The organism is Gardnerella sp. KA01002, assembly GCF_049244015.1.
GTDB lineage: Bacteria > Actinomycetota > Actinomycetes > Actinomycetales > Bifidobacteriaceae > Bifidobacterium > Bifidobacterium vaginale.
The window spans coordinates 220,770-244,707 of the sequence record NZ_CP058365.1; the positions used below are offsets into that span (position 1 = coordinate 220,770).

The 23,938-nt window shown below is 43.4% G+C and carries 20 protein-coding genes; 16 read left to right on the forward strand and 4 right to left on the reverse strand.

The features are described from left to right. The first annotated feature begins 55 nt into the window (after nucleotides 1–55). From HXT60_RS00805 to rplA, 13 genes are all read left to right on the forward strand, one after another. Complete coding sequence (locus HXT60_RS00805; protein WP_014554782.1) at nucleotides 56–1,393, forward strand: riboflavin kinase; 1,338 nt, start codon at nucleotides 56–58, stop codon at nucleotides 1,391–1,393. Between the two features lie 113 nt (nucleotides 1,394–1,506). Further along, nucleotides 1,507–2,766, forward strand: coding sequence for a 3-deoxy-7-phosphoheptulonate synthase (locus HXT60_RS00810; protein ID WP_421791173.1), 1,260 nt, complete (start codon nucleotides 1,507–1,509; stop codon nucleotides 2,764–2,766). Nucleotides 2,767–3,407: 641 nt separating this feature from the next. Next, nucleotides 3,408–3,884: a hypothetical protein gene (locus tag HXT60_RS00815; protein ID WP_421791175.1), complete on the forward strand. Its 477-nt coding sequence runs from the start codon at nucleotides 3,408–3,410 to the stop codon at nucleotides 3,882–3,884. A gap of 8 nt (nucleotides 3,885–3,892) precedes the next feature. Continuing rightward, nucleotides 3,893–4,594 carry a 5'-methylthioadenosine/S-adenosylhomocysteine nucleosidase gene (gene mtnN, locus HXT60_RS00820; protein WP_004111987.1) on the forward strand — a complete coding sequence of 234 codons (702 nt, stop codon included), beginning with the start codon at nucleotides 3,893–3,895 and terminating at the stop codon, nucleotides 4,592–4,594. Nucleotides 4,595–4,876: 282 nt separating this feature from the next. Continuing rightward, nucleotides 4,877–6,058 (forward strand): phosphate ABC transporter substrate-binding protein PstS, encoded by a 1,182-nt coding sequence (gene pstS, locus HXT60_RS00825; RefSeq protein ID WP_004111989.1) that lies wholly within the window; start codon nucleotides 4,877–4,879, stop codon nucleotides 6,056–6,058. 82 nt (nucleotides 6,059–6,140) lie between these two features. Beyond that, entirely contained in the window at nucleotides 6,141–7,127 is a 987-nt protein-coding gene (gene pstC, locus HXT60_RS00830) for a phosphate ABC transporter permease subunit PstC (protein ID WP_004111991.1), read from the forward strand. Next, the gene (pstA, locus tag HXT60_RS00835) at nucleotides 7,124–8,131 is read left to right on the forward strand and encodes a phosphate ABC transporter permease PstA (protein WP_004111993.1); all 1,008 of its coding nucleotides are present in this window, start codon (nucleotides 7,124–7,126) and stop codon (nucleotides 8,129–8,131) included. The genes pstC and pstA overlap by 4 nt, the downstream gene beginning before the upstream one ends. A 29-nt stretch (nucleotides 8,132–8,160) precedes the next feature. Further along, nucleotides 8,161–8,940, forward strand: coding sequence for a phosphate ABC transporter ATP-binding protein PstB (pstB, locus tag HXT60_RS00840; protein WP_004111995.1), 780 nt, complete (start codon nucleotides 8,161–8,163; stop codon nucleotides 8,938–8,940). Between the two features lie 292 nt (nucleotides 8,941–9,232). Further along, complete coding sequence (locus HXT60_RS00845) at nucleotides 9,233–10,627, forward strand: NCS2 family permease (RefSeq protein WP_421791178.1); 1,395 nt, start codon at nucleotides 9,233–9,235, stop codon at nucleotides 10,625–10,627. Between the two features lie 436 nt (nucleotides 10,628–11,063). Further along, nucleotides 11,064–11,585 carry a 50S ribosomal protein L10 gene (gene rplJ, locus HXT60_RS00850; RefSeq protein ID WP_421791180.1) on the forward strand — a complete coding sequence of 174 codons (522 nt, stop codon included), beginning with the start codon at nucleotides 11,064–11,066 and terminating at the stop codon, nucleotides 11,583–11,585. A gap of 95 nt (nucleotides 11,586–11,680) precedes the next feature. After that, nucleotides 11,681–12,064 (forward strand): 50S ribosomal protein L7/L12, encoded by a 384-nt coding sequence (rplL, locus tag HXT60_RS00855; protein ID WP_004112006.1) that lies wholly within the window; start codon nucleotides 11,681–11,683, stop codon nucleotides 12,062–12,064. Nucleotides 12,065–12,360: 296 nt separating this feature from the next. Continuing rightward, nucleotides 12,361–12,792 (forward strand): 50S ribosomal protein L11, encoded by a 432-nt coding sequence (gene rplK / locus HXT60_RS00860; protein WP_004112010.1) that lies wholly within the window; start codon nucleotides 12,361–12,363, stop codon nucleotides 12,790–12,792. Nucleotides 12,793–12,807: 15 nt separating this feature from the next. After that, nucleotides 12,808–13,503 carry a 50S ribosomal protein L1 gene (rplA, locus tag HXT60_RS00865; protein WP_421791182.1) on the forward strand — a complete coding sequence of 232 codons (696 nt, stop codon included), beginning with the start codon at nucleotides 12,808–12,810 and terminating at the stop codon, nucleotides 13,501–13,503. An 87-nt stretch (nucleotides 13,504–13,590) separates the two neighbouring features. Here rplA and HXT60_RS00870 read toward each other — a convergent pair whose 3' ends face one another. Further along, nucleotides 13,591–14,880 (reverse strand): helix-turn-helix domain-containing protein, encoded by a 1,290-nt coding sequence (locus tag HXT60_RS00870; RefSeq protein WP_421791184.1) that lies wholly within the window; start codon nucleotides 14,878–14,880, stop codon nucleotides 13,591–13,593. Further along, nucleotides 14,877–17,015: a DUF6020 family protein gene (locus HXT60_RS00875; RefSeq protein ID WP_248898629.1), complete on the reverse strand. Its 2,139-nt coding sequence runs from the start codon at nucleotides 17,013–17,015 to the stop codon at nucleotides 14,877–14,879. Before HXT60_RS00875 ends, HXT60_RS00870 begins: the two co-directional genes overlap by 4 nt. Nucleotides 17,016–17,125: 110 nt before the next feature. Here HXT60_RS00875 and HXT60_RS00880 point away from each other — a divergent pair, with 110 nt between their 5' ends. Continuing rightward, on the forward strand, nucleotides 17,126–18,130 hold the full coding sequence (locus HXT60_RS00880; protein ID WP_174190529.1) for a biotin--[acetyl-CoA-carboxylase] ligase: 1,005 nt from the start codon (nucleotides 17,126–17,128) through the stop codon (nucleotides 18,128–18,130). Nucleotides 18,131–18,798: 668 nt separating this feature from the next. After that, nucleotides 18,799–20,010, forward strand: a complete 1,212-nt coding sequence (locus HXT60_RS00885; RefSeq protein WP_421791186.1) for a hypothetical protein — start codon at nucleotides 18,799–18,801, stop codon at nucleotides 20,008–20,010. Between the two features lie 342 nt (nucleotides 20,011–20,352). Here the strand turns inward: HXT60_RS00885 and HXT60_RS00890 are convergent, their stop codons facing one another. Together HXT60_RS00890 and HXT60_RS00895 are read right to left on the reverse strand one after the other, a co-directional pair. Then, a complete protein-coding gene (locus tag HXT60_RS00890) occupies nucleotides 20,353–21,192 on the reverse strand; it encodes an ATP-binding cassette domain-containing protein (protein ID WP_004112032.1) in 840 nt (279 codons plus the stop codon). A gap of 55 nt (nucleotides 21,193–21,247) precedes the next feature. Beyond that, the gene (locus tag HXT60_RS00895) at nucleotides 21,248–22,426 is read right to left on the reverse strand and encodes an ROK family protein (protein ID WP_421791188.1); all 1,179 of its coding nucleotides are present in this window, start codon (nucleotides 22,424–22,426) and stop codon (nucleotides 21,248–21,250) included. Between the two features lie 271 nt (nucleotides 22,427–22,697). On the opposite strand from HXT60_RS00895, the gene HXT60_RS00900 reads away from it, so the two are divergent. Further along, complete coding sequence (locus tag HXT60_RS00900; RefSeq protein WP_004115883.1) at nucleotides 22,698–23,852, forward strand: sugar-binding protein; 1,155 nt, start codon at nucleotides 22,698–22,700, stop codon at nucleotides 23,850–23,852. The last annotated feature ends 86 nt before the right edge of the window (nucleotides 23,853–23,938 follow it).

The following is a 23,938-nucleotide window of genomic DNA, read 5'->3' on the forward strand; positions in this document are numbered from 1 at the left end:
GGGTTCGCGGCAGTAATGCTGCTTATTTCGGATAGTTGCGAATAGTAAGGATATGATGAAGGTCATCAACATTCGACCAGATGCCAACGGCATGATTAATTGGCCAACATTAAGTGCTCAGCGTAAGGCGATTGTTACTATAGGTGTGTTTGACGGCATGCACCTAGGGCATAGAAAAGTGATTGAACGCACCGTTGATCTTGCTCGCAAAAACAATGCGTTTTCTGTTGTTATAATGTTTGATCCGCGACCAAGCGTGGTTCATGAAAACCCAGATTTATTCGACGATTTTGGAGATAACGCGCAGATTCCAGTGGATTCGCAGGCGTTAACAAGTGTTCGTCAGCGTCTTAGGGTTTTGCAGCAGCTAGACGTGGATCATGTGATTATTGTTCGATATAGCTTAGCTTTTGCTGCAAAATCATACAGATTCTTCCTAGGGCAGCTTGTTGGAAAACTTGGTATGCGTGCACTTGTACTCGGGTCGGATGCAGCCCTTGGAGCGCGTAGAGCTGGGAATGTTCATGCGATTAAGGAGCTTGCGCAAGCTACCGGCGTTTTTGATTTGGTTGTGGTAGACGATTTTGGCCCAGGGGATGTTCGTGTTCCAGACCCAATTGTGCCAGAAGTTCCGTCTGAAGATGGAGAGCCAAAAGACCCTGCGGATGGTATGAACAAGGCGGAATATCGCGCTTGGAGTAAAGGTATGCCGAATAAGAAGGTTCGTGCTTGGAGCTCTACGAATGTGCGATGGATGCTCGCGAATGGTAGGGTTCGCGATGCTAGGGATGTTCTTGGCCAGCCGCATAGAGTTGAGGGTATTGTGGTTCATGGTGCCGAGCGCGGTCGTGAAATCGGTTTCCCAACAGTGAATTTGGGCGAGCGTATTGATGGGTATGTGCCTGTTGATGGAGTTTACGCTGGTTGGATTGTTGATTTAGATGCGGACGAGGCTAGTGCCGATAATTTGCATTCTTCTAGTATTCCGAGTGTTGGCGTTTTGCGTAAGGATGAGTTGCATCTTGGAGTTCATTCGCCATGGCGTTGGGCTGCTGCGATTTCAATTGGAACTAAGCCAACTTTTGCTGAGTCGAATGAAGGTGCTTCTGTTAAGAATGTAGTTTCTGGTGATTCTGGCGATATCTTTGAATCTGATTCTATCTCTGATTTTGGCGCAGATTCTTCTACGTATCCTAATGATAGTGAAAATCGTGTGGTTGAAGCTTATGCTTTAACGGATAAGTGGCAGGATTTGTATGGTCATCGCATTTGCATTGAATTTGCGCAATTCTTACGTCCTCAACATGCCTTCGATTCTGTTGAGACTCTTAAGGATGCTGTGAGACACGATGTTGAGAAAGTGCGAGAAATAACTGATGCTGAAAACCGATAAGCTGGTTTAGATTAGTTTAGGCTGATTTTTCTTGATCTAGCTTGATTGGAATCTGATTTAATCAGATTATTGGCTGCAGCTGTGGTGTTTTGTGCTTAAGATTGGCGGTGATTATGGAGTTGGATATTAATATCAGCGATATTAGTGGTATTGAGTCTAGTACAAGTGATCTTAATTGTAAATCGTTTAACAGCAATGCCTTAAATCACTCGGATGCTCGTGCTGTTAAAAAAGCTGTTGAAGAAGGGAAAAATCCACTCGATTCATCTAAATTCGAGCGCTGGGAAGACCAGGTTGGAGTAGATCGTATAATCAACCGTCGCGTGTTGGAGTTGGAGCCGCTTCCCACTCCTGCACAAGTGCTTGGTGAGTTGCCACTTTCTCCGTATGCGCAAGATATTGTCGCAGAGTCACGCGATGAAATCCGCAGATGCCTTAATGGAGATGACGACCGCCTTCTTGTTATTGTTGGACCGTGTTCTGTGCATGATCCTAAGGCAGCTCTTGACTACGCGTCTCGTTTGGCTGATTTGCGCGCAAAGCTCGAAGGTGAACTTTTGATTGTTATGCGCGTTTACTTTGAAAAGCCGCGCACAACAGTTGGCTGGAAGGGCTTGATTAACGACCCCGATATTGACGGCACGCACGATATTCACAAGGGTTTGCTTTTGGCGCGTCGCACGCTTCTTGGCGTTTTGGACGCTGGTTTGGCTGCAGCAACCGAGTTTTTGGAGCCGACTAGCCCGCAGTTTATTGCGGATGCGGTTAGCTGGGGGGCGATTGGCGCGCGAAACACGGAATCTCAGATTCATCGCCAGCTTGCTAGCGGTCTTTCTATGCCAGTCGGATTTAAGAATGCAACGGATGGCTCTGTTACGGCCGCCGTCAATGGATGTTTGGCCGCTAGCCAGCATCACACTTTCTTTGGCATCGACCATCTTGGACGCGCTTGTGCTGTACAAACACTTGGAAACCCTGATTGTCATGTTGTTTTGCGCGGATCTAGCAAGGGTCCAAACTACGATGCGGCTTCTGTTGCTGCTGCTGTTGCATCGGTTCGTCTGAGGCTCGGCGCGGATTGCGTGGCGTCTAATGGCGTTGTAATCGATTGCTCGCACGGAAATTCGGGCAAAGATGAGAATCGCCAGATTCAAGTTGTGCGAGATATTGCGGATCGTTTTGCACATGGCGAAAAAGGCATTAAAGGCGTTATGATGGAAAGCTTCTTGCAAGGCGGAAACCAAGATCCTGCGCCTTTGAGTGAGCTTGAGTACGGAAAGTCAATTACAGATCGATGCATTTCTTGGGAAGATACTGAGCGATTGCTTAACACTCTTGCGCAGTCTGTTTCTTCTCGCCGAATTAAGTCTTGATTTTGCCGAAAATGTTGCTTTAATCGGCGTGTCGAGCTACAAAGTCGGGAAGATTTTCCCGAAAATGTTGTGCGATTTCCTATATTTCCTTGCTTGGTGTTGTAGGAGGGCTAGCTAATTCTTGTCTCACAACGCTCCGCCTCTTACGTGTTGTCTGTTGTTGCGGTTGTTCCGATTTGGCTTTGATTTTGTTTTTCGTTTAAGTTTGTTTGTAGGCGTGTGCCATTGGATTATTTGGTATCGGCTGCCGCTCTTATATTGTTCGACCAAGAATCACCCAGCCCTCTTGCATGCTTGAACAATTGCGTATCGCTAGTCGCCTGAGATTCTCGATTTTTCTTGCTGCTTCAGCGAATCACCATCGGAGGACTGCGAATCGACTTACATGAGCGCTTAAAGCGTAGCGCGCGAATGCACTTCGATTCGCTGAGCTTGCTCAAAGTTGAAAGCACAGTGTGCTTTCAACGCAAGCGAAGACGTGAGCGCGCTGTAACGCGCGAGCGATACGCTTCATTCGCTGCGAAAAATCTCGAATCTCTACCCAGCTTGCGCGAACGACACGACACGCCGTGTTTTTTTTAGTTACAAACTATTACAATAAATCCTCAAATATGCAGCATTTCTGAACAAAGGTGTGCAAAATGTGCGAATCGCCAGCCATAGATCGTAACAATCTTCACCAAGATAAAAACGTTTCAAGCCGCGCCCTGACGATCGCGCGATACGCGATTTTTGCGCTTCTGCTTGCTGGCGCATTTCTTCTGGCGTTTGCGTGGTATCGCGGCACTCACAGCAAAGGCTACACTGTTGTTACCTGTTCCGCACTATGGCTTAGCGTTATTGTTCCGTTTATTACATTGATTGTACTTTGCGTTTTTGTGCGCGGATGTCGTCTTGTTGTTGGCTCTACGATTTGCGTTTTGCTAATAGCGTCTTTCTTTGTGTTTATTGCGTTCCACGATTCAATCATGGGTTTTTTGAATGTTCCCTCCACAAATCCTTGGTTTGAATTTACGTGCAGCGCCTTGCTAAAAATTGCAACCGCATCTTTTGTTATTATGTGTTGTGTAAGCGTATTTTTGATTAAACGCAATTCAATGCACAAGATTAAAGGATGATTTGACGAATGCCTAAGTTTACAAAAATCGCCATTATTGGCGCTATGGAAGAAGAAGTTACTCACATTGCCGGTTCTCTTAGCAATGTTAAGCATAATAAGGCAGCCAGCTTAGATGTATCTTGTGGCGTGCTTGAATGCGAAGATGGCGGAAAAATCGAAGTTGCTGCAACAGTTGGCGGAATGGGACTTGTAAATGCCGCTGCAACTGCACAGTATTTAATTGATACGTACAAGCCGCAGGCCGTAATCTTTTCGGGAATTGCGGGAAATCTCAATAAAAATTTGCATACGAATGATGTTGTTCTTGGAAAAACATTAAAATATTTAGACACCGACATGCGCATGATTAATCAGTGGAAGCCGTTTACAAACGAATATCATTCAGACGATTATCTTCTTAAAACTGCAGACAGCGTTTTAACAAAGATGGGCATTAACCACATTTTGGGAACAATCGCCTCTGGCGGATATTTTGTAGACACGCCCGAAAAAGTGGCGGAAGTGATTGAGGCGACTCAAGCGGATGCTGTAGAAATGGAAGGCGCTGCGATTCTTCACGTTGCTGCAAGAAACGACGTTCCAGCGTTAGTTGTGCGCGCAATGAGCGATAATGCAGACACAAAATACGAGGAGTTCCACACTTTCGACATATCCGAATACGCGGATACAGCTGCAAAAATGACGGTAAATATTGTTAGGAATTTGTAGAATTCAACACGCCGATGTGGTCGCCGACGCGCTGCATCGCCAAACAAAAGGCGAGTAGCGCTAAATGCCGCCATTTTCTGAGTGCAATCAGATTTTGGCGGCAAGGTTTTTACCCCCCTCTTAAGATTGGCATCGTTAATAGAAGAAAAAGGTAATAAGAAATAAAAGATGCCAGTTTTAAACATTAGTCTAAATAGTTTAAGAGGAAAATTTGCGGTAGGTTATACGAGAAACGCAGATTGACTGGCATGATGGCAATTCTTCTTGAAAGGAATGAAGAATATGCGTAAAAATGCAGTAAAAAATAATGCAGTAAAAAATAAATCAATCAAGTTGAACACAAATTTGAACATTCGCGCGATTGCAGCAGGATTGCTAGCATCCGCAACTTTAGTGAGCCTTGCAGCTTGCGGAGATAATGTTCCTGCAAGTAATTCGCAATCGTCCGCAAATACTGGCGCAAAAATCGTAGGAAACTTCCAAGGTTCGGGTGCATCTTCCCAGCAGGTTGCTGTAGAAGCGTGGATTGCAGGATTCCAATCAAAAAATCCTGGCGCAAAAATCGCATATAATCCAACTGGCTCGGGTGCAGGAGTTACAACGTTTATGACGGGAGCCACAGCGTGGGCTGGATCCGATAAATCGCTAAGCGACGACGAGTTAGAAAAGTCAAAGTCGGTTTGCGCTAATGGCACTACGGCTTTCGACGTTCCAGTATACATTTCTCCAATCGCAGTAATCTTTAATCTAAAAGGCATTTCGGATGCTGGAAAACACATAAATATGGATGCTTCTACAATCGCAAAAATCTTCGACGGCAAGATTACGCGTTGGAATGATGATGCGATTAAATCGCAAAATCCAAAGCTAAAGCTACCAGATAAGCCGATTACAGTTGTTCATAGGTCCGATAAGTCTGGCACAACGCAGAACTTCTTAAGCTACATAAAAGACGTTGCGCCAAGCGATTGGTCATACGATCTTAGCGAAAATTGGCCAAATAGCGTGGGTCAGGGCGCAAAAGGCACGTCTGGCGTTGTTTCCACAATCCGCATGGCAGACGGAGCGATTGGATATGCGGACTTTTCGCAAGTTGGAAAGCTTGGAACTGTGGCAGTAAAAGTGGGAGATTCTTACAACGAGATTAGCCCAGAAGGTGGCTCTATAACCGTTAATGATTCAAAGGTTGACGAAGATGCTGCAGCAAAATCAAAGCACCGCGTTGTTGTTAAAATAAACCACAAAACGGAAGAAAAAGGCGCTTACCCAATTGTGCTAGTTTCTTACGATATTGTGTGCGGCGCTTACAAAGATGCTGCAACAGCACGATTTGCAAAGTCTTGGCTTAGCTACGTTACCAGCAAAGATGGCCAGGCTGCGGCTCAAGGTGCTGCTGGAACTGCGCCTTTGCCAGAAAAGCTTATGGGCAGGATTAACAAGTCGATTCAGTCGATAGGCAAGTAAAAATAGTAATTTGCCAAGATTTTAGAGTAGTCAATATATTGCTGCTGATAGCATTTATATAATGACTACAAAAGGAGCATGAGTGAGTTCTAAACAAAGAACTGAAATCAGTAAAGATGTGCGCAAAAGTGGCCATTTTGCAGGTGGTTTTGCAGGTGGTTTTGCAGACCGCTTGTTCAAAAGCGTAGCGCTTTTATGCGGATTGCTGATTTTAATGGTGCTTACAGCTGTGGCGTTGTTCTTGCTGTTTCAAGCGTTGCCGATTGTAGGCGCAAACAAAAGCCAAGTAAGTCAAGTATTTTTAGACTTTACGGGAGGCAAAGCGCACGATTTCCTAAGCTACGTAGCGCCAATGGTTTTTGGAACTGTTCTTATGTCTGCGCTCGCTCTGCTCCTTGCATTCTTTGTTTCGATTGGAATCGCGCTGTTTATAAGCCACTATGCTCCGCCAAAAATGGTGCCGCTTTTAAGTGGTGTAGTCGACTTGCTTGCTGCGATTCCGTCCGTAATCTACGGTCTTTGGGGCGGATTGGTGCTAGTTCCATCCATATACCCATTCTGGAAGTTTATCTCGCACATTTTTGGCTGGATTCCGCTTTTTGCAGGTCCTGCGGCAAGTCCTTCGCGTAGTGCTGCAACCGTTAGTGTTGTTCTTGCTGTTATGATTTTGCCGATTATAACTTCTATGGCGCGAGACATTTTCCAGCAAGCTCCACGATTGCAGCAAGAAGGTGCGCTCGCTCTTGGTGCCACAAAGTGGGAGATGATAAAGCTAGCGGTTTTGCCGTTTGCAAAGTCGGGAATTGTTTCCGCGTCTATGCTTGGTCTTGGTCGCGCGCTTGGCGAGACAATGGCAGTTCTTATGATTTTGTCTCCAGGATTCACCTTTAAATTCAACATTTTGCAAGCTTCACAAAACCAGACGATTGCAGCAAACATAGCAGCGCAATACCCAGAAGCCAACGGATTGGGTGTTAGTGCGCTTATTGCTACAGGTTTGGTGCTGTTTGTTATTTCATTCGCTGTAAACCTTATTGCTCGCAAAATCACGGGAAAGGCGAGTGCATGATGCAAAATTCAGAATCGTTACAAGCTGGCTCTGTTAGCGCAAGCAGCGAATCTCCAAAAATCGACTTTAACAAGTTCCGTCCAACGCGTTCTAGAATCGCAAGTCGTAAGCGAAAAGACGCGTTTATGCGCGTGCTAATCTTCCTGTCTTTTGTAGTTGCTCTAATTCCGCTTCTTTCTTTGCTTTTTACGACTATTGTAAACGGCATTAAGCGACTAAACCTTGACTTTTTAACGCATAATATGACGTATGTGGTTGGTGGCGCTGCTACTGGCACAGGTGGTTACGGCGGTATTTTGCACGCCATTATTGGAACTTTGGAGATTACTTTTGGCGCAATGCTGATTTCGATTCCGATTGGAATTATGTGCTCCGTGTATTTGATTGAGTATGCGCGAGGAAGTCGCTTAGCTACGTTGATTAATCTTGTTGTAGACGTTATGAGCGGAATACCTTCGATTGTGGCTGGCTTGTTTGCGTTTTCTAGCTTTACGATTTTTGTGGGTCCTGGAACAATCAACGGTTTTGAAGGGTCTGTTGCGCTTTCGCTGCTTATGCTTCCGACTGTTGTTAAGTCGTGTCAAGAAATGCTAAAAATTGTGCCGAACGATTTAAGAGAAGCGGCGCTGGCTCTAGGCGTTACAAAGCAGCGCATGATTACAAAAATTGTGTTGCGAACCGCCTTGCCTGGCATTGTTTCTGGCTGCATTCTTGCGGTTGCACGCGTGGTTGGAGAGACGGCTCCGCTTTTAATGGCAGCTGGGTTTATTGCATCCACGAATTTCAATCTTTTTGACGGGCAAATGACCACTTTGCCAGTGTACGTTTACCAAGAGTATTCAAAGCTTTCGGCGAATTGCCCAGCTAACGCGCCATCTTCGTGCGTTACTACGATTCCAATGGAGCGAGCATGGGCAGCGGCCCTTGCCTTGATTGTGATTGTTTTGCTGCTGAATATTGTTGGGCGAGTTGTGGCGCGCGTGTTTTCAGTAAAAGCAAAGTAAGACGAAGGATTTTAGAAAGTGAGGCGCAAATGGGTCAGCGCATTGATGTTAAGCATTTGAACATTTACTATGGCGATTTTCTAGCAGTAGAAGACGTTAACATAAGCATTGAGCCAAACAAGGTTACTGCTTTTATAGGGCCTTCGGGGTGTGGAAAATCAACGGTTTTGCGCACTTTAGACCGCATGCACGAGATTACTCCAGGCGCTCGCGTGGAAGGTCAGGTGTTGCTTGAAGGCCGTGATTTGTATGGCAAAGATGTGGATCCTGTGGCAGTTCGCCGAGATGTTGGAATGGTGTTTCAGCGTCCAAATCCTTTCCCAACAATGTCTATTCGAGAAAACGTTCTTGCAGGAGTTCGCTTAAATAATCGCCATATTTCAAAGCAAGATGCCGACGACCTAGTTGAGTGGGCTTTGCGCGGCGCGAATTTGTGGAACGAAGTTAAAGATAGACTAGATAAGCCAGGAATCGGGCTTTCTGGCGGCCAGCAGCAACGACTTTGTATTGCGCGAGCAGTGGCTGTGCATCCGCAAGTGCTTCTTATGGACGAGCCTTGCTCTGCTCTTGACCCGATTTCTACTCTTGCTGTAGAAGATTTGATTAACGAGCTTAAGCGCGATTACACGATTGTGATTGTAACGCACAACATGCAGCAGGCAGCGCGCGTTGCCGACTACACTGCGTTCTTTAACCTTAAGGCGGTTGGAAAACCAGGGCATCTTGAGTATTTTGCAGATACAACCACTATGTTCAACAATCCGCGCAACACGGAGGCGGAGCGCTACATTTCTGGCCGCTTTGGGTGATTTTTGCATTCGTGCGATCCGCTACACGTTTTCTTTGCATGGTTCTTTACATGATTTTCTTTGGTCAGCACGTGCGCGTAAGGTCGAACCTGTTCGGTTGTTCAAAGTTCTATAAGTCGTTTCAAATTTCGTGAGTTTTCTAGCGTGTTTATTCGGCTTTTGCTTTGTGCGTCGAGCGAGTCGCAGTAACCTCTGCGTGAATGCCCAAATGTAATTGCGTCCGCGATTGCTCAAGTGCTATCGCCACGCTTTTTATGGTCTTTTGCGCTGTAAACCAAGGAACAGAGAGTTTATGGAAAAGTTCTTCCATCTCAAAGAAAACGGCACGAATGTATCAACGGAGATCACTGCAGGTCTCACTACATTCTTTGCAATGTCGTATATTATCGTCGTAAACCCAATGATTTTAAGCCAAACTGGCATGCCTAAGGGTGGCGTTTTCCTCGCTACAATCATCGCAGCAATTATTGGCACGCTTGTTATGGGCTTGTTCGCTAATGTGCCTTACGCTCAAGCTGCTGGCATGGGTCTTAACGCATTCTTCACATACACAGTTTGCTTTGGCTTGCATTTTACGTGGCAAGAAGCCATGTGCATGGTGTTCTTGTGCGGTTTAATTAACATTATTATTACCGTTACCAAGATTCGTAAGATGATTATTCGTGCCATCCCAACTTCGTTGCAACATGCGATTGGTGGTGGCATTGGTTTATTCGTTGCATACGTTGGAATTATGAGCGTTGGCTTAATCACCTTTACTTCCAAGGATCCTGCTGCCGCTGCTAAGAGTAAGCCAACCGCTGCTATTCCAGGTCTTGCAGTTATTAATAATCCTGTTTTGTGGCTATTCCTTATTGGACTTGTTTTGGCTATTGTTCTTACTGTTCTTAAGGTTCGCGCAAGCTTGCTTATTACGATTATTGCAACCTCTTTGATTGGTATTCCGCTTAGCTTGACTTCGTTAAATAACGCTGTTTCTGTTACAGATGCTTTTGCTCAGCTTCCAACAACCTTTGGTGCTATTTTTGGTCCGCAAGGTTTCCCTGCTCTCTTCTCTAATACAGCACGCATTCCGCTTGTTTTGGTAACTATTTTCGCCTTCTCTATGTCGGATACTTTCGACACTCTTGGCACGTTTATTGGTACTGGTCGTCGTACTGGCATTTTCTCTGAGGCGGATGAGAAGGCTTTGGAAAACGGTTCTGGATTTAGCTCCAAGATGGATCGCGCGCTGTTTGCTGATTCGATTGCAACTTCGGTTGGCGCAATTTGCGGTACTTCTAACACCACTACTTACGTTGAGTCTGCTGCTGGTATTGGTGCTGGTGGTCGCACTGGTTTGACTTCTGTAGTTGTTTCTGTGTGCTTTGCACTTTCGATTGTGCTTGCGCCTTTGGCTAGCGCTGTTCCTGCTGCTGCTACGGCTGGCGTGCTTGTAGTTGTAGGTTGCATGATGGCAAGCTCGTTGAAGGAGATTGCTTGGGATGATATTTCTGAAGCTATTCCTGCGTTCTTCGCCGCTGTGTTTATGGCGTTCTCTTACTCGATTTCTTACGGCATCGCCGCTGGATTTATCATGTATTGCTTAGTTATGACTTGCAAGAAGCGTGCTAAAGACGTTCATCCAATGCTTTGGATTGTTTCGCTTTTGTTCATTCTTGATTTTGTTGCTAACGCAGTTTTGTAAATCTGTTAGTTTGTATTAGTTAAGTTAGATATTAGTTAGATATTAATTTAATTAATTATTTTAAGAGCGTATTTGGTGCGTACGGTTGCTTTCGACTTTTCCGCGTGAGTTTGGGATAAGTCGCCAGCAACCGCGCGTGTTGAGTACGCTCTTAAATAATCTTAAATAAAAATAAATTATAAAGTTTGCGAAAAATATTGACATTGTCGCGTGTGGGTATTAAACTTGCCCAACGTAAACCACAGACCGTTGGTGGAGTCGTAAGATTCCTGAAAATGATGTGTCATGCCAGCACAGGTTGAGCAGTGATTGTTGCAATTTATTTGCGATTTTTCACAAACTTTTTAACACTATGTGTTTTTTGGATGCTCTGCCGTGCGCAGGGCTTTTTTGATATGTTATTTCCATTCCGACGGCCAATTTAGGAAGGAACGCCATGAAGAGGCCCGAAAAGGAAGCGGTAGTTGCAGAGCTTACGGATTTGTTCCGTAACGCCGACGCTGTCTACCTTACCGAGTACCGCGGGCTTACAGTTCCGCAGATTTCTTCTCTGCGCGAAAAGCTAGGCCGCGATACTTCCTACTCTGTGGCTAAGAACACGCTTGCTCGCATTGCCGCTAAGGAAGCGGGCATTGAAGGTCTTGATGAGCTTCTTGCTGGCCCAACTGCAATCACCTTTGTAAAGGGCGATTTCATTGAGGCTGCTAAGACCTTGCGTGATTTTGCCAAAGAGAATAAGACCCTCGTCATCAAGGGCGGTTTCGCAGATGGAACCGTTTACAATGCCGAAGGCGCCAAGCAGCTGGCAGATCTCAAGTCTCGCCCAGAATTGCTTTCCGAGATGGCTGGCGCGCTCAAGGGCACCATGTCCAAGGCCGCCTACCTGTTCAACGCTTTGCCAACCAAGGCAGTGCGTACTATCGACGCTTTGCGCGAGAAGCAGGAAAAGGCCGCTTGATTCCCTTGCAGCTTGCTGCATGAGACCAAAAATAATAAAAATGTTATGGCTCTAAGGCACAAGGTGTGTCTGGCCAAGTAAGAAAGGAAGCCATTATGGCTAAGCTCACTAGCGAAGAGCTTCTTGAAGCTTTCGGTGAAATGACCCTCGTCGAGCTTTCTGAGTTCGTCAAGGCCTTTGAAGAGAAGTTCGATGTTGAGGCTGCTGCTCCTGTAGCTGCTGTTGCTGCTGCTCCAGCCGCTGCCGCTGGCGCTGCTGAGGAAGAGAAGGACGAGTTTGACGTTGTCCTCGCTTCTGCAGGTGCTCAGAAGGTTGCCGTCATCAAGGCTGTTAAGGCTTTGACTGGCCTCGGCTTGAAGGAAGCTAAGGACATTGTTGACAATGCTCCAAAGCCAGTCCTCGAGAAGGCTAAGAAGGAAGATGCCGACAAGGCTAAGGCTGCTCTCGAAGAAGCCGGCGCAACTGTTGAACTTAAGTAGTTCTAGGCTCTTTTGTTAACGCGAGCGGCTGGTTGCTGGTGCAATTTGCTAGTGCACTAGTCGCGGATGCGTTTTGAAAGCGGCAAGGTTTTCGTGGTTTCACGGATTCCTTGCCGTTTTTGCTTTTGTTTCCAAAATCGTCGCGGCAAAGTGGCATAATAGGAAAGCTTGTGACTGGAGGAGTAATCCGCTAGCACAGCACAGCAATATAAGTTGCGGGAGGATCCTTAAAACGGCTTAATATCAACGTTTTAGGGCGCCGAATGAACCGCTTCAAAAGAAAGAAGAACCATATTATGGCTCCAAAAAAGAAAGTCTCTGCGCTTATTAAGCTCGAGATTCAGGCTGGTAAAGCAAATCCAGCCCCACCACTGGGTCCTGCTTTAGGCTCCCACGGCGTAAACATCATGGACTTCTGCAAGGCCTATAACGACCAGACGAAGGACAAGATGGGTCAGATTGTCCCAGTAGAGATTACTGTTTACGAAGATCGTTCCTTTACATTTATTCTTAAGACTCCACCAGCTGCTGCTTTGTTGCTTAAGGCTGCTGGCATTCCTAAGGGCACCGAGAACCCATTGACCCACAAGGTTGGCTCTGTGACTAAGGCTCAGGTGCGCGAAATCGCCGAAATCAAGATGCCAGATCTTTCTGCACGAGATGTTGAAGCTGGTATGAAGATTATCGCGGGCACTGCTCGCTCGATGGGTATTACCGTTACCGACTGAAAGTGAGTGGAAAAAATGGTGAAGCGTTCTAAGAAGTATCGTGAAGCGGCTGAGAAGATTGACCGCAACAACCTCTACACCCCAGCTGAAGCTATTGCTTTGCTTAAGAGCATGCCAAAGCACGCTTTCGACGAGTCTGCTGAGGCTGTTATGCGCCTTAATGTGGATCCTCGCAAGGCGGATCAGTTGGTTCGTGGCGTTGTGAACTTGCCTAATGGCACTGGTAAAACCGCTAAGGTTTTGGTGTTTGCTCGTGGTCCAAAGGCTACTGAGGCTCAAGAAGCTGGCGCAGACATCGTTGGTGATGACGAGCTTATCGATAAGGTTGCCGGTGGCTTCCTTGACTTCGATGCCGTTGTTGCAACCCCAGACATGATGGGCAAGGTTGGTCGCCTTGGTCGTGTGCTTGGTCCTCGTAGCTTGATGCCAAATCCTAAGACTGGCACCGTTACAATGGATGTTGCAAAGGCTGTTGCCGATATTAAGGGTGGTAAGATTGAGTTCCGCGTTGATCGTCAGGGCAATCTTTCCTTCCTCTTTGGCAAGCTTTCCTTCGACGAGAAGGCTCTTGAAGAGAACTTCAAGGCTGTTGCCGATGAGATTCGCCGCTTGAAGCCTACTACCATCAAGGGTCGTTACATCACTAAGGTAACGATTACCTCTACGATGGCTCCTGGTGTTCCAGTGGATATTGCAAGCATTGCTGCGTGATTTTAGCCAAGCATAGCTGAGTAATTTTATTAGCGCTGAAAATAGTGTGTTCTTTTATAGAATGCGTTGTTTTCGGCGCTTTTTGCTTTAGCGCGCAGAATCGCGGATGCGCCCAATCGTAATAGCAGTTTGTAAAACGTATGCTTCTCTAGGGTCGGTGGCGTCCCAGCCTGTTGTTTGTGCAACTTTGCGCAGTCGATATCGTATTGTGTTTGGGTGCACATTAAGGTTGTGTGAAGTTTGGTCTAGTGCGCCGCCAAATCGCAAGAAAGCATCTACAGTTTGCAAAGTCGGGTCGTCTGGGTTGTATGGTGCCAAGCTCTGATACACCTTAGTATATAAGGTTTCTACGGCGGTTTCGTCGCCTATAAGCGCGCGCTCTGGCAGCACGTCGTCGCAGCGTATTATTTGTGGCAAATGTGTTACAGACGGTGCAACAGCAAGCGCTGCTAGAGTTGCTGTGATTTCTTCGCATATTTCTTGTGCGCCGACTGCAATTTCGCTTATGCAAATTGGCTTACCTGATTTTGTAAATACTTCGCAAAGTTTGTTTAGCGCGTCTTGGCTTGGGTTTTCTTTTAAAGCTAGGATGATTATGTGTGACGGGGCGGGAAATTCATCGTTTTCTTTTGCTTGAGGTTTTGCGGCTATTTTCCATGTTTTTGTTCTAGATGTAATTGCGTCTTTTTGAACGCGGTCTACTATCGCATCGTATGCTCCACATGCGCCAAGTTGCGTCCATATGGTTCGTCGTAAAGTGTCTGTGTTGTTTTGCGGCGCGTGAGTTGTTGTTTTGCGTGTTGGACTGTCTTCGTTTATGTCGAGTGTTTCGTATGTACCAGCTATTGCCAGGAGCCGCGTATTTTCTTGCCATTGTAAGAGGTGCATTAGTGCGCTTACGCGGCTGTCTGCAATGCCATTCATCAGGCACGCTCCGATTATTGTGTGTAGTCGCAAGCGTGTTGCTGAGTCGAAGATTTTTCCGTCTCGATTGTCAAATATTCCACTTGTGTCTTCGTTTTGCGGCGCGCATGGCAGTGGCGTAAATTGTGGTGTTGTGCTAGTAGCTTTTTCTGTAGTTTCGTTTGATTGTTTTCTGCGCCATAAAAGATGATGTTTTTTATGTGTTTCTGTTTGGTTTTGGTCTTGAGTTTCTTTGGCTTTTTCATCGCTGGTTGCTTGCGATTTTTCCTTAGCTTCGTTTGAGTTCCTATTATAAATATTGTTTCCGTTTGGCAATATTCCTGTAAGAATTGTTAGAAAATCAACATCTTCTGTGATGTTGCTAGTAGTACTATAGTCTACGTCATAAAGCTTGCTGGTTGTGTCAGCAGTAGAGTCGCCAGCAACCGCGCTATCGTAAAGTTCGTTGTTCATTTGTCACCTCCAATCGTTTCTATATTTAATTTTGGCAATTTTGGCAACTGTGAAGTATTTTCTATTTTTGTATTTGACGTTATATCTATAATATTATCTCTGCCAAGCAATTTAGACTCTCTTAAAAATGTTAGAGCCGTAAAGAAGAATACGAACGTAATAGGGAGCATATGTCGTTCAAAATTGTTTGCAGGAGCCAGCACCATTACTCCCATTAACAGCGCAAGAGGAATATGCAAAACGAGTGTTTTCCAACGTTTAAGAACGATTTCTGCAACTCCGATAAGCAGTGTGCCAACAACATACAGGTTTCCGTGAATCAGCCAACCTAAAATCGGCGTATTACTCCACGATTCAACAGTATTTGAAACACCTGCACGCCATTCCGGTAGCCAGTAGCGTATCCACTCTGAGTTTTTTATGTTGTCAGTATTTATGTAGTATTCTGGTCCGACATAAGGGATGTCTAGAATGTCAAAATAACCGTAGGATTTGGCTAAGAATGCGTCCGTTGCAACAATTGGACTGTGTTTAACCATAAGCCACCATGCGTGGTTAAACTTTTTCATGTCGTCTTTTGTAATGTAACGCCAACGGTAGCTCACTTTTTTAGACTGTAAGCCAGAAGATTTTACAGGATCTGCGTCTTGAGGTGTGTATGCTTCAGCGGTTTGGTTGAGATTAAAAATTGGCGCAATTTCTCGTGCTGCTTTATGAGGTATGCTTTTTGGATCTAGTTTTGCGATTCTGGCTATTTGCTGAAGTTGTACTCCGCGGCTTTCAATAGGATCTCCATTTATTATGGCTCCGCTAGATATGGCTATTATTATGGCTCCGTGTATAAGAATTGTTGGGAGCAGAATGCATAAAACCCATATTTTCCAACGTTTTATGCTGTAAAACATTAGAAGTACAAATTGAATTACAAGAATATACCACGCATATTTTGCTGCGATTAGCATAATGCATACGCTTATTATCAGTTCAAGAATCGTATGTTTGCGTGAAATTTTTGTGTTTTGTATTGTGCAGTGTAGTTCGTAAGATATTCCAAACCACCATACGAATGCAAATGCGAATAATGGTGATTTTGTTAGTGCGATTGTTGAAAAAACTACAAGTGGACTGAATAAAAATATGATTATTACGGCTGCGCGGAAGAAGATTGGTGTTGGCAAAGCAGCTTGCGTTCCGCTTGTTTTATATTTAGCCCACGGTGTGTTTAAGAATCGGTTCGCTGTGGCGGCACAACACCATGCTGCAAGAATGAATTGCATAATTGCAAGTAGTATGATTCCAGCATCGTTTGATTCGGTAAAATACCGCGATACTGCTGCTACAGCACCGTAAATTAATGTTAAAACAATGTTGTGTTGGTCACTTAAATACGTAGGTTTTGCCGGCCAAAGATAGTGTGCTGTTGGGTAGATGTCTGCTGGAACAAAGCTAAAGAATCCAATGTATGGTTGTTTTATGCCAGTTATTTGGTTCCATGTCCAGCTGTATTCTCGGATTTGTGAGCAAATATCGGCTCCATAAGCTGCTAGAAGTGTTATTGGTGCCCACAGCCAGCCGATAATCAGTGTTAGGAAAATGTTTCGTTTTCTACAAGTTGAATGGTAAAAACACCATTCTAGAGTACGTTTTATTGAAAAAATTATCTTAGGCTTTTTAGCGGCGATGCTCTTAAATGGGTGAAAAAGTGGTTTTGTGATTTTATAAGTTGTGATTTTTAGTATTTTTAGTATTTTGTCGTTTTTGTTATTTTTCCCAAAATGAATGATGGATCTTAAAATAGCGTAATAAACGCAGAATACTGCTGCAAAAATAAGTGCGTTAACCCAATTAAAATCGGTTAAAGATCCCTGATTGCGGTAAATCACGCCTAAGCTTGTGCAAAGAGCGAGCCAGATGCAAGTAAATAGTATTAGTGCTTGAGTCGCAAGCTGACTTACGAGATTAAATACTGATGTTTTTGTCAAGCTTGTTTTTGATGTGCTTGTTTTTGGATCGATTTTCATTTCAGATTTTGTATCTAGTTTTATATCGTTTTTCGTATCTGGTTTTGCATTGCAAGTATCAGTAGGTTCTGCGACTGTTTTTGCGCTCGCGTAGTCATTTTTAATGAATTTCATAGTGACCTACTGATTTTTAATCCTAATAAGTAATTTGTGTAAAGTACTTGTGTAAATTATACCTGTTGCACAATCTTTTTAAATTATATTAAAATTTCTATAATTTCTGTATGAGTAATTTTTTTGAACGCACTAAAAATGTTGCAGACGGTTTTGTTTATTTTGAAGTTATTGATTCAACGCAGAATTACGCACGCAAAATTCTCGCTGATGGGTGCGCTGATGGGTGCGCTGATGATTGCAGCAATATCTGTTTTGTAAAAAGACAAGACGAAATGCCTGCGATTTATGTTGTTGCTGCTTGCCATCAGACAGCTGGCAAAGGAAGATTGTGTAGAAAATGGGTTAGTAAGCCATTTGAAAGTTTACTAGCTTCTTTTGCCACGATTTTGCCAAGTAGCATTGTTAAGAATCCAAGTTACAATGGCTGGCTGCCTATAATTGCTGGTCTTGCTGCGCGAGATTCGATTATTGGCGCGCTAAAAGAGTTTGGTGCTACGCAGATTGAAAATGGGGAATTGCCAGATTATAGCGAGATCAGTCTTAAATGGCCTAATGATATTTTTATTGGTGACTGTAAAGAAGGTGGAGTTTTAACGGAGATTGTTTTGACTCCAAAAACGGTTGCTGGAGATATTGCCGATCCTAATGTTGGAGTTATTTTCGGGATTGGTTTAAATCTTTTTATGGATAAGCAGTCGCTTCCAATCGAGGAAGCAACTTCGCTTAAAATGCATTACGATAATCTGCCAGATTTTGCTGAGCTTGGGGATAATATAGCTGCGCGATTGGTGGAAAATCTTAGGATTAGGTTGGGGAAGTTTGTAAAGAATACGAATGAATACTCTTTGGATCTGCTTAAAGAAGCGAGTGAAGCATGTTGGACGTTGGGGCGCAAGGTGATTGTTCGCGCGCCGAATGATGACGGTTTGGGGATTGATGCTGGAGTTGACGATTCTAATCACGCTGATGCTTATGATGTTGGTGCAAAAAGTTTTACTAGTGTAGAAGGAGTTGCTCAAAATCTTATGCGTGATGCTTCTATTCAAGTGCGTAAGGATTCTGGGCAGATAATAACTGTTCGCACTGGCGATGTTTGTGCTGTGCGAATCTAGGTGCATTCGCGCGCTTGGACTGCGCGAACGACATTTGCGCTTTTTGTAGTTTGACACGCCGTGAATCAGCTACAAACTCGGGAAAACTTTCCGCATTTTGTTGTTGATTTTGTGGTTTTAAGCAACATTTTCGGGAAAATCTTCCCGACTTTGTAGTTCGACACGTCATTTTGAGCAACATTCTCGGGAAAATGATTTTGCGTTTGTTTTCAAAATTGCCAAATACGTAAACAATCTCGGGATAAGAGATAGGCAGAGTGAAGAGTGGTGTGGTGTCGGCGTGTTGCGTGTGTGGGTTGTGTGGAATGTTGATTTTTCAATGGTTTTATAGTGTTAGTGTTCTTGTCTGAGTAGTTTCCTGAGAAAAGTCTGGGAAAATTCTTTAAAAACCTTGAAATAATGTGTTTTTACGGTTTTATTAGTGTTAATCCGCAAATATTATGGTGAAAATAGTTTTTATTGTGGATTAGTTTGTGTGTAACATTATTTTTTTCTGTTTGTTTTGTGTGGTTGCCTCTTGACTTTTTTAAACGGGGGGGGGGTATGTTAATAACAGCTGCTAGCTAGATGCTCTAGATGGTGGTTATCCGCAATGTTTTGAATGTTGTTGGATGTTTAAGATTTTTCTTCGTGTACCTGCACGGAGGAGAAGAAGAAAGGAAATTAAAATGATGAATAAGAAGGCTATCGCTGCTTTCGCTGCTGGCGCTACTTTGCTTGCCGGCTTCGCAATGGCAACCCCAGCATTCGCTGCTGATGGCGGTGCAAATACTCAGTCTCAGGAAGTTAAGAAGTCTAAGGCTGATTTGAAGAAAGACTTAGATACCGCTCGTACTGCATATGAGGCTGCTGTTGCAGCTGAGAAGGCTGCTGATGAAGCTGCCACTAAGGCTGCTGAGGCTTTGAAGGCTGTTGGTGATGCGCCAGCTAAGACTGCTAAAGTCGAGATTAAGGATGACACTAAGGTTCAGGGTCATAAAGTTGTTTCTGCTGCCGATGATGCTCCACAAAATGAGGTTACAGCTGCTAATAAGTATGTAGCTGCTTTCAACGCTGATGCTGATGCAAAGACTGCTAAGACTGCTGCTGAGCAGGATAAGACTGTTAAGGCTACTGCTTATCTTGCTGCCGAGCAGGCTTATTCTAAGGCTCCAGAACCAAAGGCTGCTCCATCTGATGATCAGAAGAAGGCTGAGGCTGTTGAGGCTGTTAAGACTGCTAAGTTGCATCTTGATGATGCTTTTGCTGCTTATACTAAGGATTATGCTGAGTATGAGAAGGCTAAGGCTACTTTGGCTGGTAAGGTAGCTGCTCAGGAAGCTGCTCAGAAGGCTTTGAAGGCTGCTCAGGATGCTTTGGAAGCTTACAAGGTTTCTGCTAAGGATGATTCTGCTTTGGCTCAGCGTCTTGCTGATGCTGTAGATCGTGCTCAGGCTAAGGTTGATTTTGCTGTTGCTGAGACTGCTAAGGCTACTAAGGATTATGCTGAGGCTAAGGCTAAGGCTGTTGCTTCTACTGCTAAGTATAATGCTGCTTTGACTAAGTACAAGGCTGCTTATAATGATGCAGTTCGTTTGGGTGTGAATCCTGCTGTTCTTCCTGCTGTTGTGACTTCTGATCCTTTGGCTCCTAATTTTGAGGATGTTCCAGGTGCTGCTAAGGCTATGAATGATGCTGCTAGTGGCAAGCTTGGTAAGGCTGCTCAGAAGGAAGCTGCTAAGACTGCTCCAGCTGCTGCTAAGGGTGAGCTTGCTGCTAAGGGTGGTCATGGTAAGTCTGGCGAGAAGCTTGGTAATGCTGGTGTTGGTGTTGCTTTGACTGCTTTGGCTGCTTCTATGCTTGCTGGTATGGGTGCTGCTGTTCGCAAGATGCGTCACTAAGCATTATTTACCACCTTATTTAGGGTTTGCGCTCAACGACTGGTGTGGTGTTTTGTAGGGAAGCATCACACTGGTTTATTCCCGATTCTCTTTGTTTTATTGTTTTAACATTGGTTTGCTATTGTTTTTCTTTTCTTCCCAGTGTTGATTCGTTTAGCTTGTTGGGTTTTGGGTGTTGAGTGTTGTTGCTTTCGGTTTTGTTTGCTACTAGGGGCTTTCAAAACCGGAAGCATTTTTTTGTTTTTGTTTATTCTCGCTCGTGTTTGTGCGTGTTTTGTAGTCAGATTTGGTGTTTTGGTAAACAAACGCGTGAATAGGCTCTTATGTTTTGACCTTGATAGCTTATTTTGCACTTCTACTAATAAGCGCATTTCTTTTATGACTTAGTTTCTGATTCTCGTTTATATTGTCTATTATTGATGAAGATATTGTATCGTCTTCCTCATCCTCTATTCCCGTCATTTCTCTGATTATTTGGACATAATTTGTTTCACTAACATCATGATTTCCAACGATTTTTCCTTGTCTTAGTACAACTATCCTAGTTGCCACTGCAAATACGTCTGGAAGATTATGGCATACCAATATAATTGTGCGACCCTGTGATCGTAGGCGTTTCATATAAGATAGGGTTTCAGCTGTTTGTGTTAAAGATAATGAAGCTGTAGGTTCGTCTAATAGTATGAGTTTCGGATCCGATAGTAGCATTCGTGCCAATGCGACAGTTTGACGTTGTCCACTTGATAGTAATCGTATTGGAGTATGTATTCTTATGGCACATGTTAGTTCTTGTAATGCTTTTCGGGCTTCACACGCCATTGCATCTTTATTGAGTGTATGACATGATTTATTTCGCATCTCTTTGCCTAAGAATAGATTTGATGTAACGTCCAAATTATCGCAAAATTCTTGTCCTTGAAAAACTGTTGCTATTCCAAGATCATTTGCTTCTCGTATGGAGTGCAAATTCACTTCTTTATCTTCAAAGATCATTCTTCCTTTTGTTGGTTGGATCAAACCAGATATTGTTTTAATAAGAGTGGATTTTCCGACGCCATTGTCTCCAACAATTGCCACTATTTCTTTGCTATAAATATCGAGTGTTATTGATTTAAGCGCTTCGGTAAAGCCAAAGTTTACGCTAATATCTTTTAGCTGTAGGAGTGGATTTTGTCCGTACATTACGTCTCCTTGTTGATATTGCTAATCATATTGCAATCGATATTACAACCTATTTCTATAGGTGTTGAGATGTTTTGTGATGTATTTTTTCTGCAGCATCAATTCCTTCTAGTGCTGCTCCTAGTGCAGAACAATTAGTAAGATTTGATGCAACCACAACTTGTATAGGAGTTAAAACATCAGGGAATAGTAAGCGGTGCAATGACTCTCTAAAAGCATCGACGAAAACTGATCCACTTTGCACTAGGAGTCCTCCTATAACTACAATCTCAGGGTCTACTGATGTACATAGTTCTGCTGCTACTGTTCCTATTCGTATTGCAGTATCAGCTATGATACGTCTGCATCCTGGGTCTCCTTCGTTTGCTAAACGTACAAGATCTTCTACAGTTAGATCTCCATGGGTAACTCTTAATAACGATGTGATTCGTTCTTCATTTATAAAAGTATTAAGGCATCCACGGTTTCCGCATGCGCAAATGCTTCCGAGTGGATCAACTTGAATATGCCCTATTTCGCCTGCCATTCCAGTTACGCCGCGCCATATTTTCCCATCTGCCATTATGGAGGCACCAGCTCCGTCATCGGTATTTATGTATATGAAATCTGTGGTTTTTGTAACAGATCCTGCTCTTGATTCCCATACTGCGCAACAGTTTGCATCGTTATCTAAAGTAACTGGAATATTAAAAATTGATTGTAAATACGAAATAATGTCGAAATTGTTCCAATGTGGCATAATGCCAGGTATTGCTATTGTTTTTGTACGTTTATCTATTGGTGCTGTTATAGATACGCCTATTGCTATTAGTTCTTTTGCAGATGCGTTTATGTTGGATAAAGTTTCATTTATGAGTAATGTTGCTCGCTCGAGAGTTACATCTGGAATATGTTGTTTTGGTAATAGTAATGTTCGTTCCGCGATTATGTTAAGTTCGTAGTCAATAAAAATTAGATCTAGAGAGTGTCTACTAATTTTTAGTCCTGCGCTTATTCCTTTTCTACGAGCTAAAGCTACGAGTGTTGCTCTTCTTCCGTTATGTATTGTGTTTTCTGTGTACAACCGCCCTTCTTTTACAAGTTGTCTTACAAGAGTTGATACGGTTGCAGTTGATAATCCTGTCGCTTCAGCAAGCTCTATTTGCGTAATTGCACCAAATCTGCGTATGTAAGAAAGTAATGCAGATCGATTAGCTTCTCGCAATGAAGTTTGGGATTCGAATAAATGCGACATAATATAAGCATATCTGTATTTTAAAGAATTGTCATTCGTTGATTTGATACTTTTGTTCTTTATTGGTTAAATTAACTGAATTTATATTAAATAATTGGTACAAGTAGTTGATTCATGTACGTTAAGAATTGTGTTAAATTTATATATTAAACAAAAAAATAGAAAAATTTGATTTATGTGTTTGACAACTTAACACAATAGTTTATAATAAAAAACTAGATAGCGTTGTAGCTGTCTATATCAAATAACCTTTTGATGCAAAGGAGCGTCGATGAACATAGGTAAAAAAGCAATCGCTTTATTTGTAGGTATTGCTGTAGTTGCTGGTTTATCAGCCTGTTCAGGTTCAAGAGGTGGTGCATCCAAAAACGTAAGTCAAGGAATTGAAAAAGGTGCCACCATCGGTGTCTCTATGCCAACAAAGTCAGAGGAACGTTGGAATAAAGACGGTAATAACCTAAAGAAGAAGCTAGAAGATGCTGGATATAAAGTTATATTGAACTTTGCAGACGATAAACCAGCTCAGCAAAATGCAGATATTGAAAATATGATTAACAACGGCGCTAAGGTTGTTGTTGTTGCTGCAAAGGATGGTAGTGCTGTAGGACCTGCAGTAGAGAAGGCTCATGATGCTGGAGCTAAAGTAATTGCCTACGATAGATTGATTATGAATACAAAGGCTGTTGACTATTATGCAACATTCCAGCTTGAGCAGACTGGTATTCTTGAAGCAAATTATATTATTGATAAGTTGGGTCTTAAGAATGGTGCAAAGGGACCATTCAATATTGAGCTTTTCACTGGTTCTCCAGATGATAACAATGCTAAGTACTTCTTTAAGGGTGCATGGGATTTGCTGCAACCATACTTTAAATCTGGTGCCTTAGTTTCCCCATCTAATCATGGTGGTGGCGTGAATAAAGACTTTAAGGTTCAAGATTGGCAGAAGATTTCTGTTCAAGGGTGGAAAGCTGAACAGGCTCAAAAGGATATGGAATCAATTATTGATTCTGCATATGCTAAAGGTCAGCCACTACATGCAATATTAAGCCCTTATGATGGTATTTCGACTGGTGTTATTAACGCAATTGAATCTAAGCGTCCAGATTTAAAGCCAGGTACAGATAATTGGCCAATTATAACTGGACAGGATGCTATGGAGTCAGCTGTATCTTCAATTGCACGTGGAAAGCAGAGTCAGACAGTATTTAAGAATGTCAATAAGCTTGCTGAAGCCGTTTATCAGATGGTATTGGAAATTGCTAAAGGCAAGAAGGTGTCTGGTATTAACGGAAAGTTCAATAACAACAAGATAGACGTTCCTTCTAAATTGCTAAATCCACAAAATATTACTAAGGATAATCTTACTGACTTAGTGAAAGATGGTTATATAACACAAGAACGCTTTGATAAGTTAGTACATTAAAAATTAACTATCAATTTGAACTAATATGGGGGCACGATTAGTGCCATAGTTGTGCCTCCATTAGTTGAAACTGTGCGTTGTAATGA

Excerpts from the sequence above, each read along its gene's own strand:
- HXT60_RS00845 (WP_421791178.1), top strand. The coding sequence starts at position 9,233 with ATGGAAAAGTTCTTCCATCTCAAAGAAAACGGCACGAATGTATCAACG.
- HXT60_RS00805 (WP_014554782.1), top strand. The coding sequence starts at position 56 with ATGAAGGTCATCAACATTCGACCAGATGCCAACGGCATGATTAATTGG.
- rplL (WP_004112006.1), top strand. The coding sequence starts at position 11,681 with ATGGCTAAGCTCACTAGCGAAGAGCTTCTTGAAGCTTTCGGTGAAATG.
- HXT60_RS00880 (WP_174190529.1), top strand. The coding sequence starts at position 17,126 with ATGAGTAATTTTTTTGAACGCACTAAAAATGTTGCAGACGGTTTTGTT.
- pstS (WP_004111989.1), top strand. The coding sequence starts at position 4,877 with ATGCGTAAAAATGCAGTAAAAAATAATGCAGTAAAAAATAAATCAATC.
- HXT60_RS00890 (WP_004112032.1), bottom strand. The coding sequence starts at position 21,192 with ATGTACGGACAAAATCCACTCCTACAGCTAAAAGATATTAGCGTAAAC.
- pstA (WP_004111993.1), top strand. The coding sequence starts at position 7,124 with ATGATGCAAAATTCAGAATCGTTACAAGCTGGCTCTGTTAGCGCAAGC.
- HXT60_RS00875 (WP_248898629.1), bottom strand. The coding sequence starts at position 17,015 with ATGAAATTCATTAAAAATGACTACGCGAGCGCAAAAACAGTCGCAGAA.
- rplK (WP_004112010.1), top strand. The coding sequence starts at position 12,361 with ATGGCTCCAAAAAAGAAAGTCTCTGCGCTTATTAAGCTCGAGATTCAG.
- HXT60_RS00810 (WP_421791173.1), top strand. The coding sequence starts at position 1,507 with ATGGAGTTGGATATTAATATCAGCGATATTAGTGGTATTGAGTCTAGT.
- HXT60_RS00895 (WP_421791188.1), bottom strand. The coding sequence starts at position 22,426 with ATGTCGCATTTATTCGAATCCCAAACTTCATTGCGAGAAGCTAATCGA.
- HXT60_RS00900 (WP_004115883.1), top strand. The coding sequence starts at position 22,698 with ATGAACATAGGTAAAAAAGCAATCGCTTTATTTGTAGGTATTGCTGTA.
- HXT60_RS00815 (WP_421791175.1), top strand. The coding sequence starts at position 3,408 with ATGTGCGAATCGCCAGCCATAGATCGTAACAATCTTCACCAAGATAAA.
- rplA (WP_421791182.1), top strand. The coding sequence starts at position 12,808 with ATGGTGAAGCGTTCTAAGAAGTATCGTGAAGCGGCTGAGAAGATTGAC.
- mtnN (WP_004111987.1), top strand. The coding sequence starts at position 3,893 with ATGCCTAAGTTTACAAAAATCGCCATTATTGGCGCTATGGAAGAAGAA.
- HXT60_RS00870 (WP_421791184.1), bottom strand. The coding sequence starts at position 14,880 with ATGAACAACGAACTTTACGATAGCGCGGTTGCTGGCGACTCTACTGCT.
- HXT60_RS00885 (WP_421791186.1), top strand. The coding sequence starts at position 18,799 with ATGATGAATAAGAAGGCTATCGCTGCTTTCGCTGCTGGCGCTACTTTG.
- rplJ (WP_421791180.1), top strand. The coding sequence starts at position 11,064 with ATGAAGAGGCCCGAAAAGGAAGCGGTAGTTGCAGAGCTTACGGATTTG.
- pstB (WP_004111995.1), top strand. The coding sequence starts at position 8,161 with ATGGGTCAGCGCATTGATGTTAAGCATTTGAACATTTACTATGGCGAT.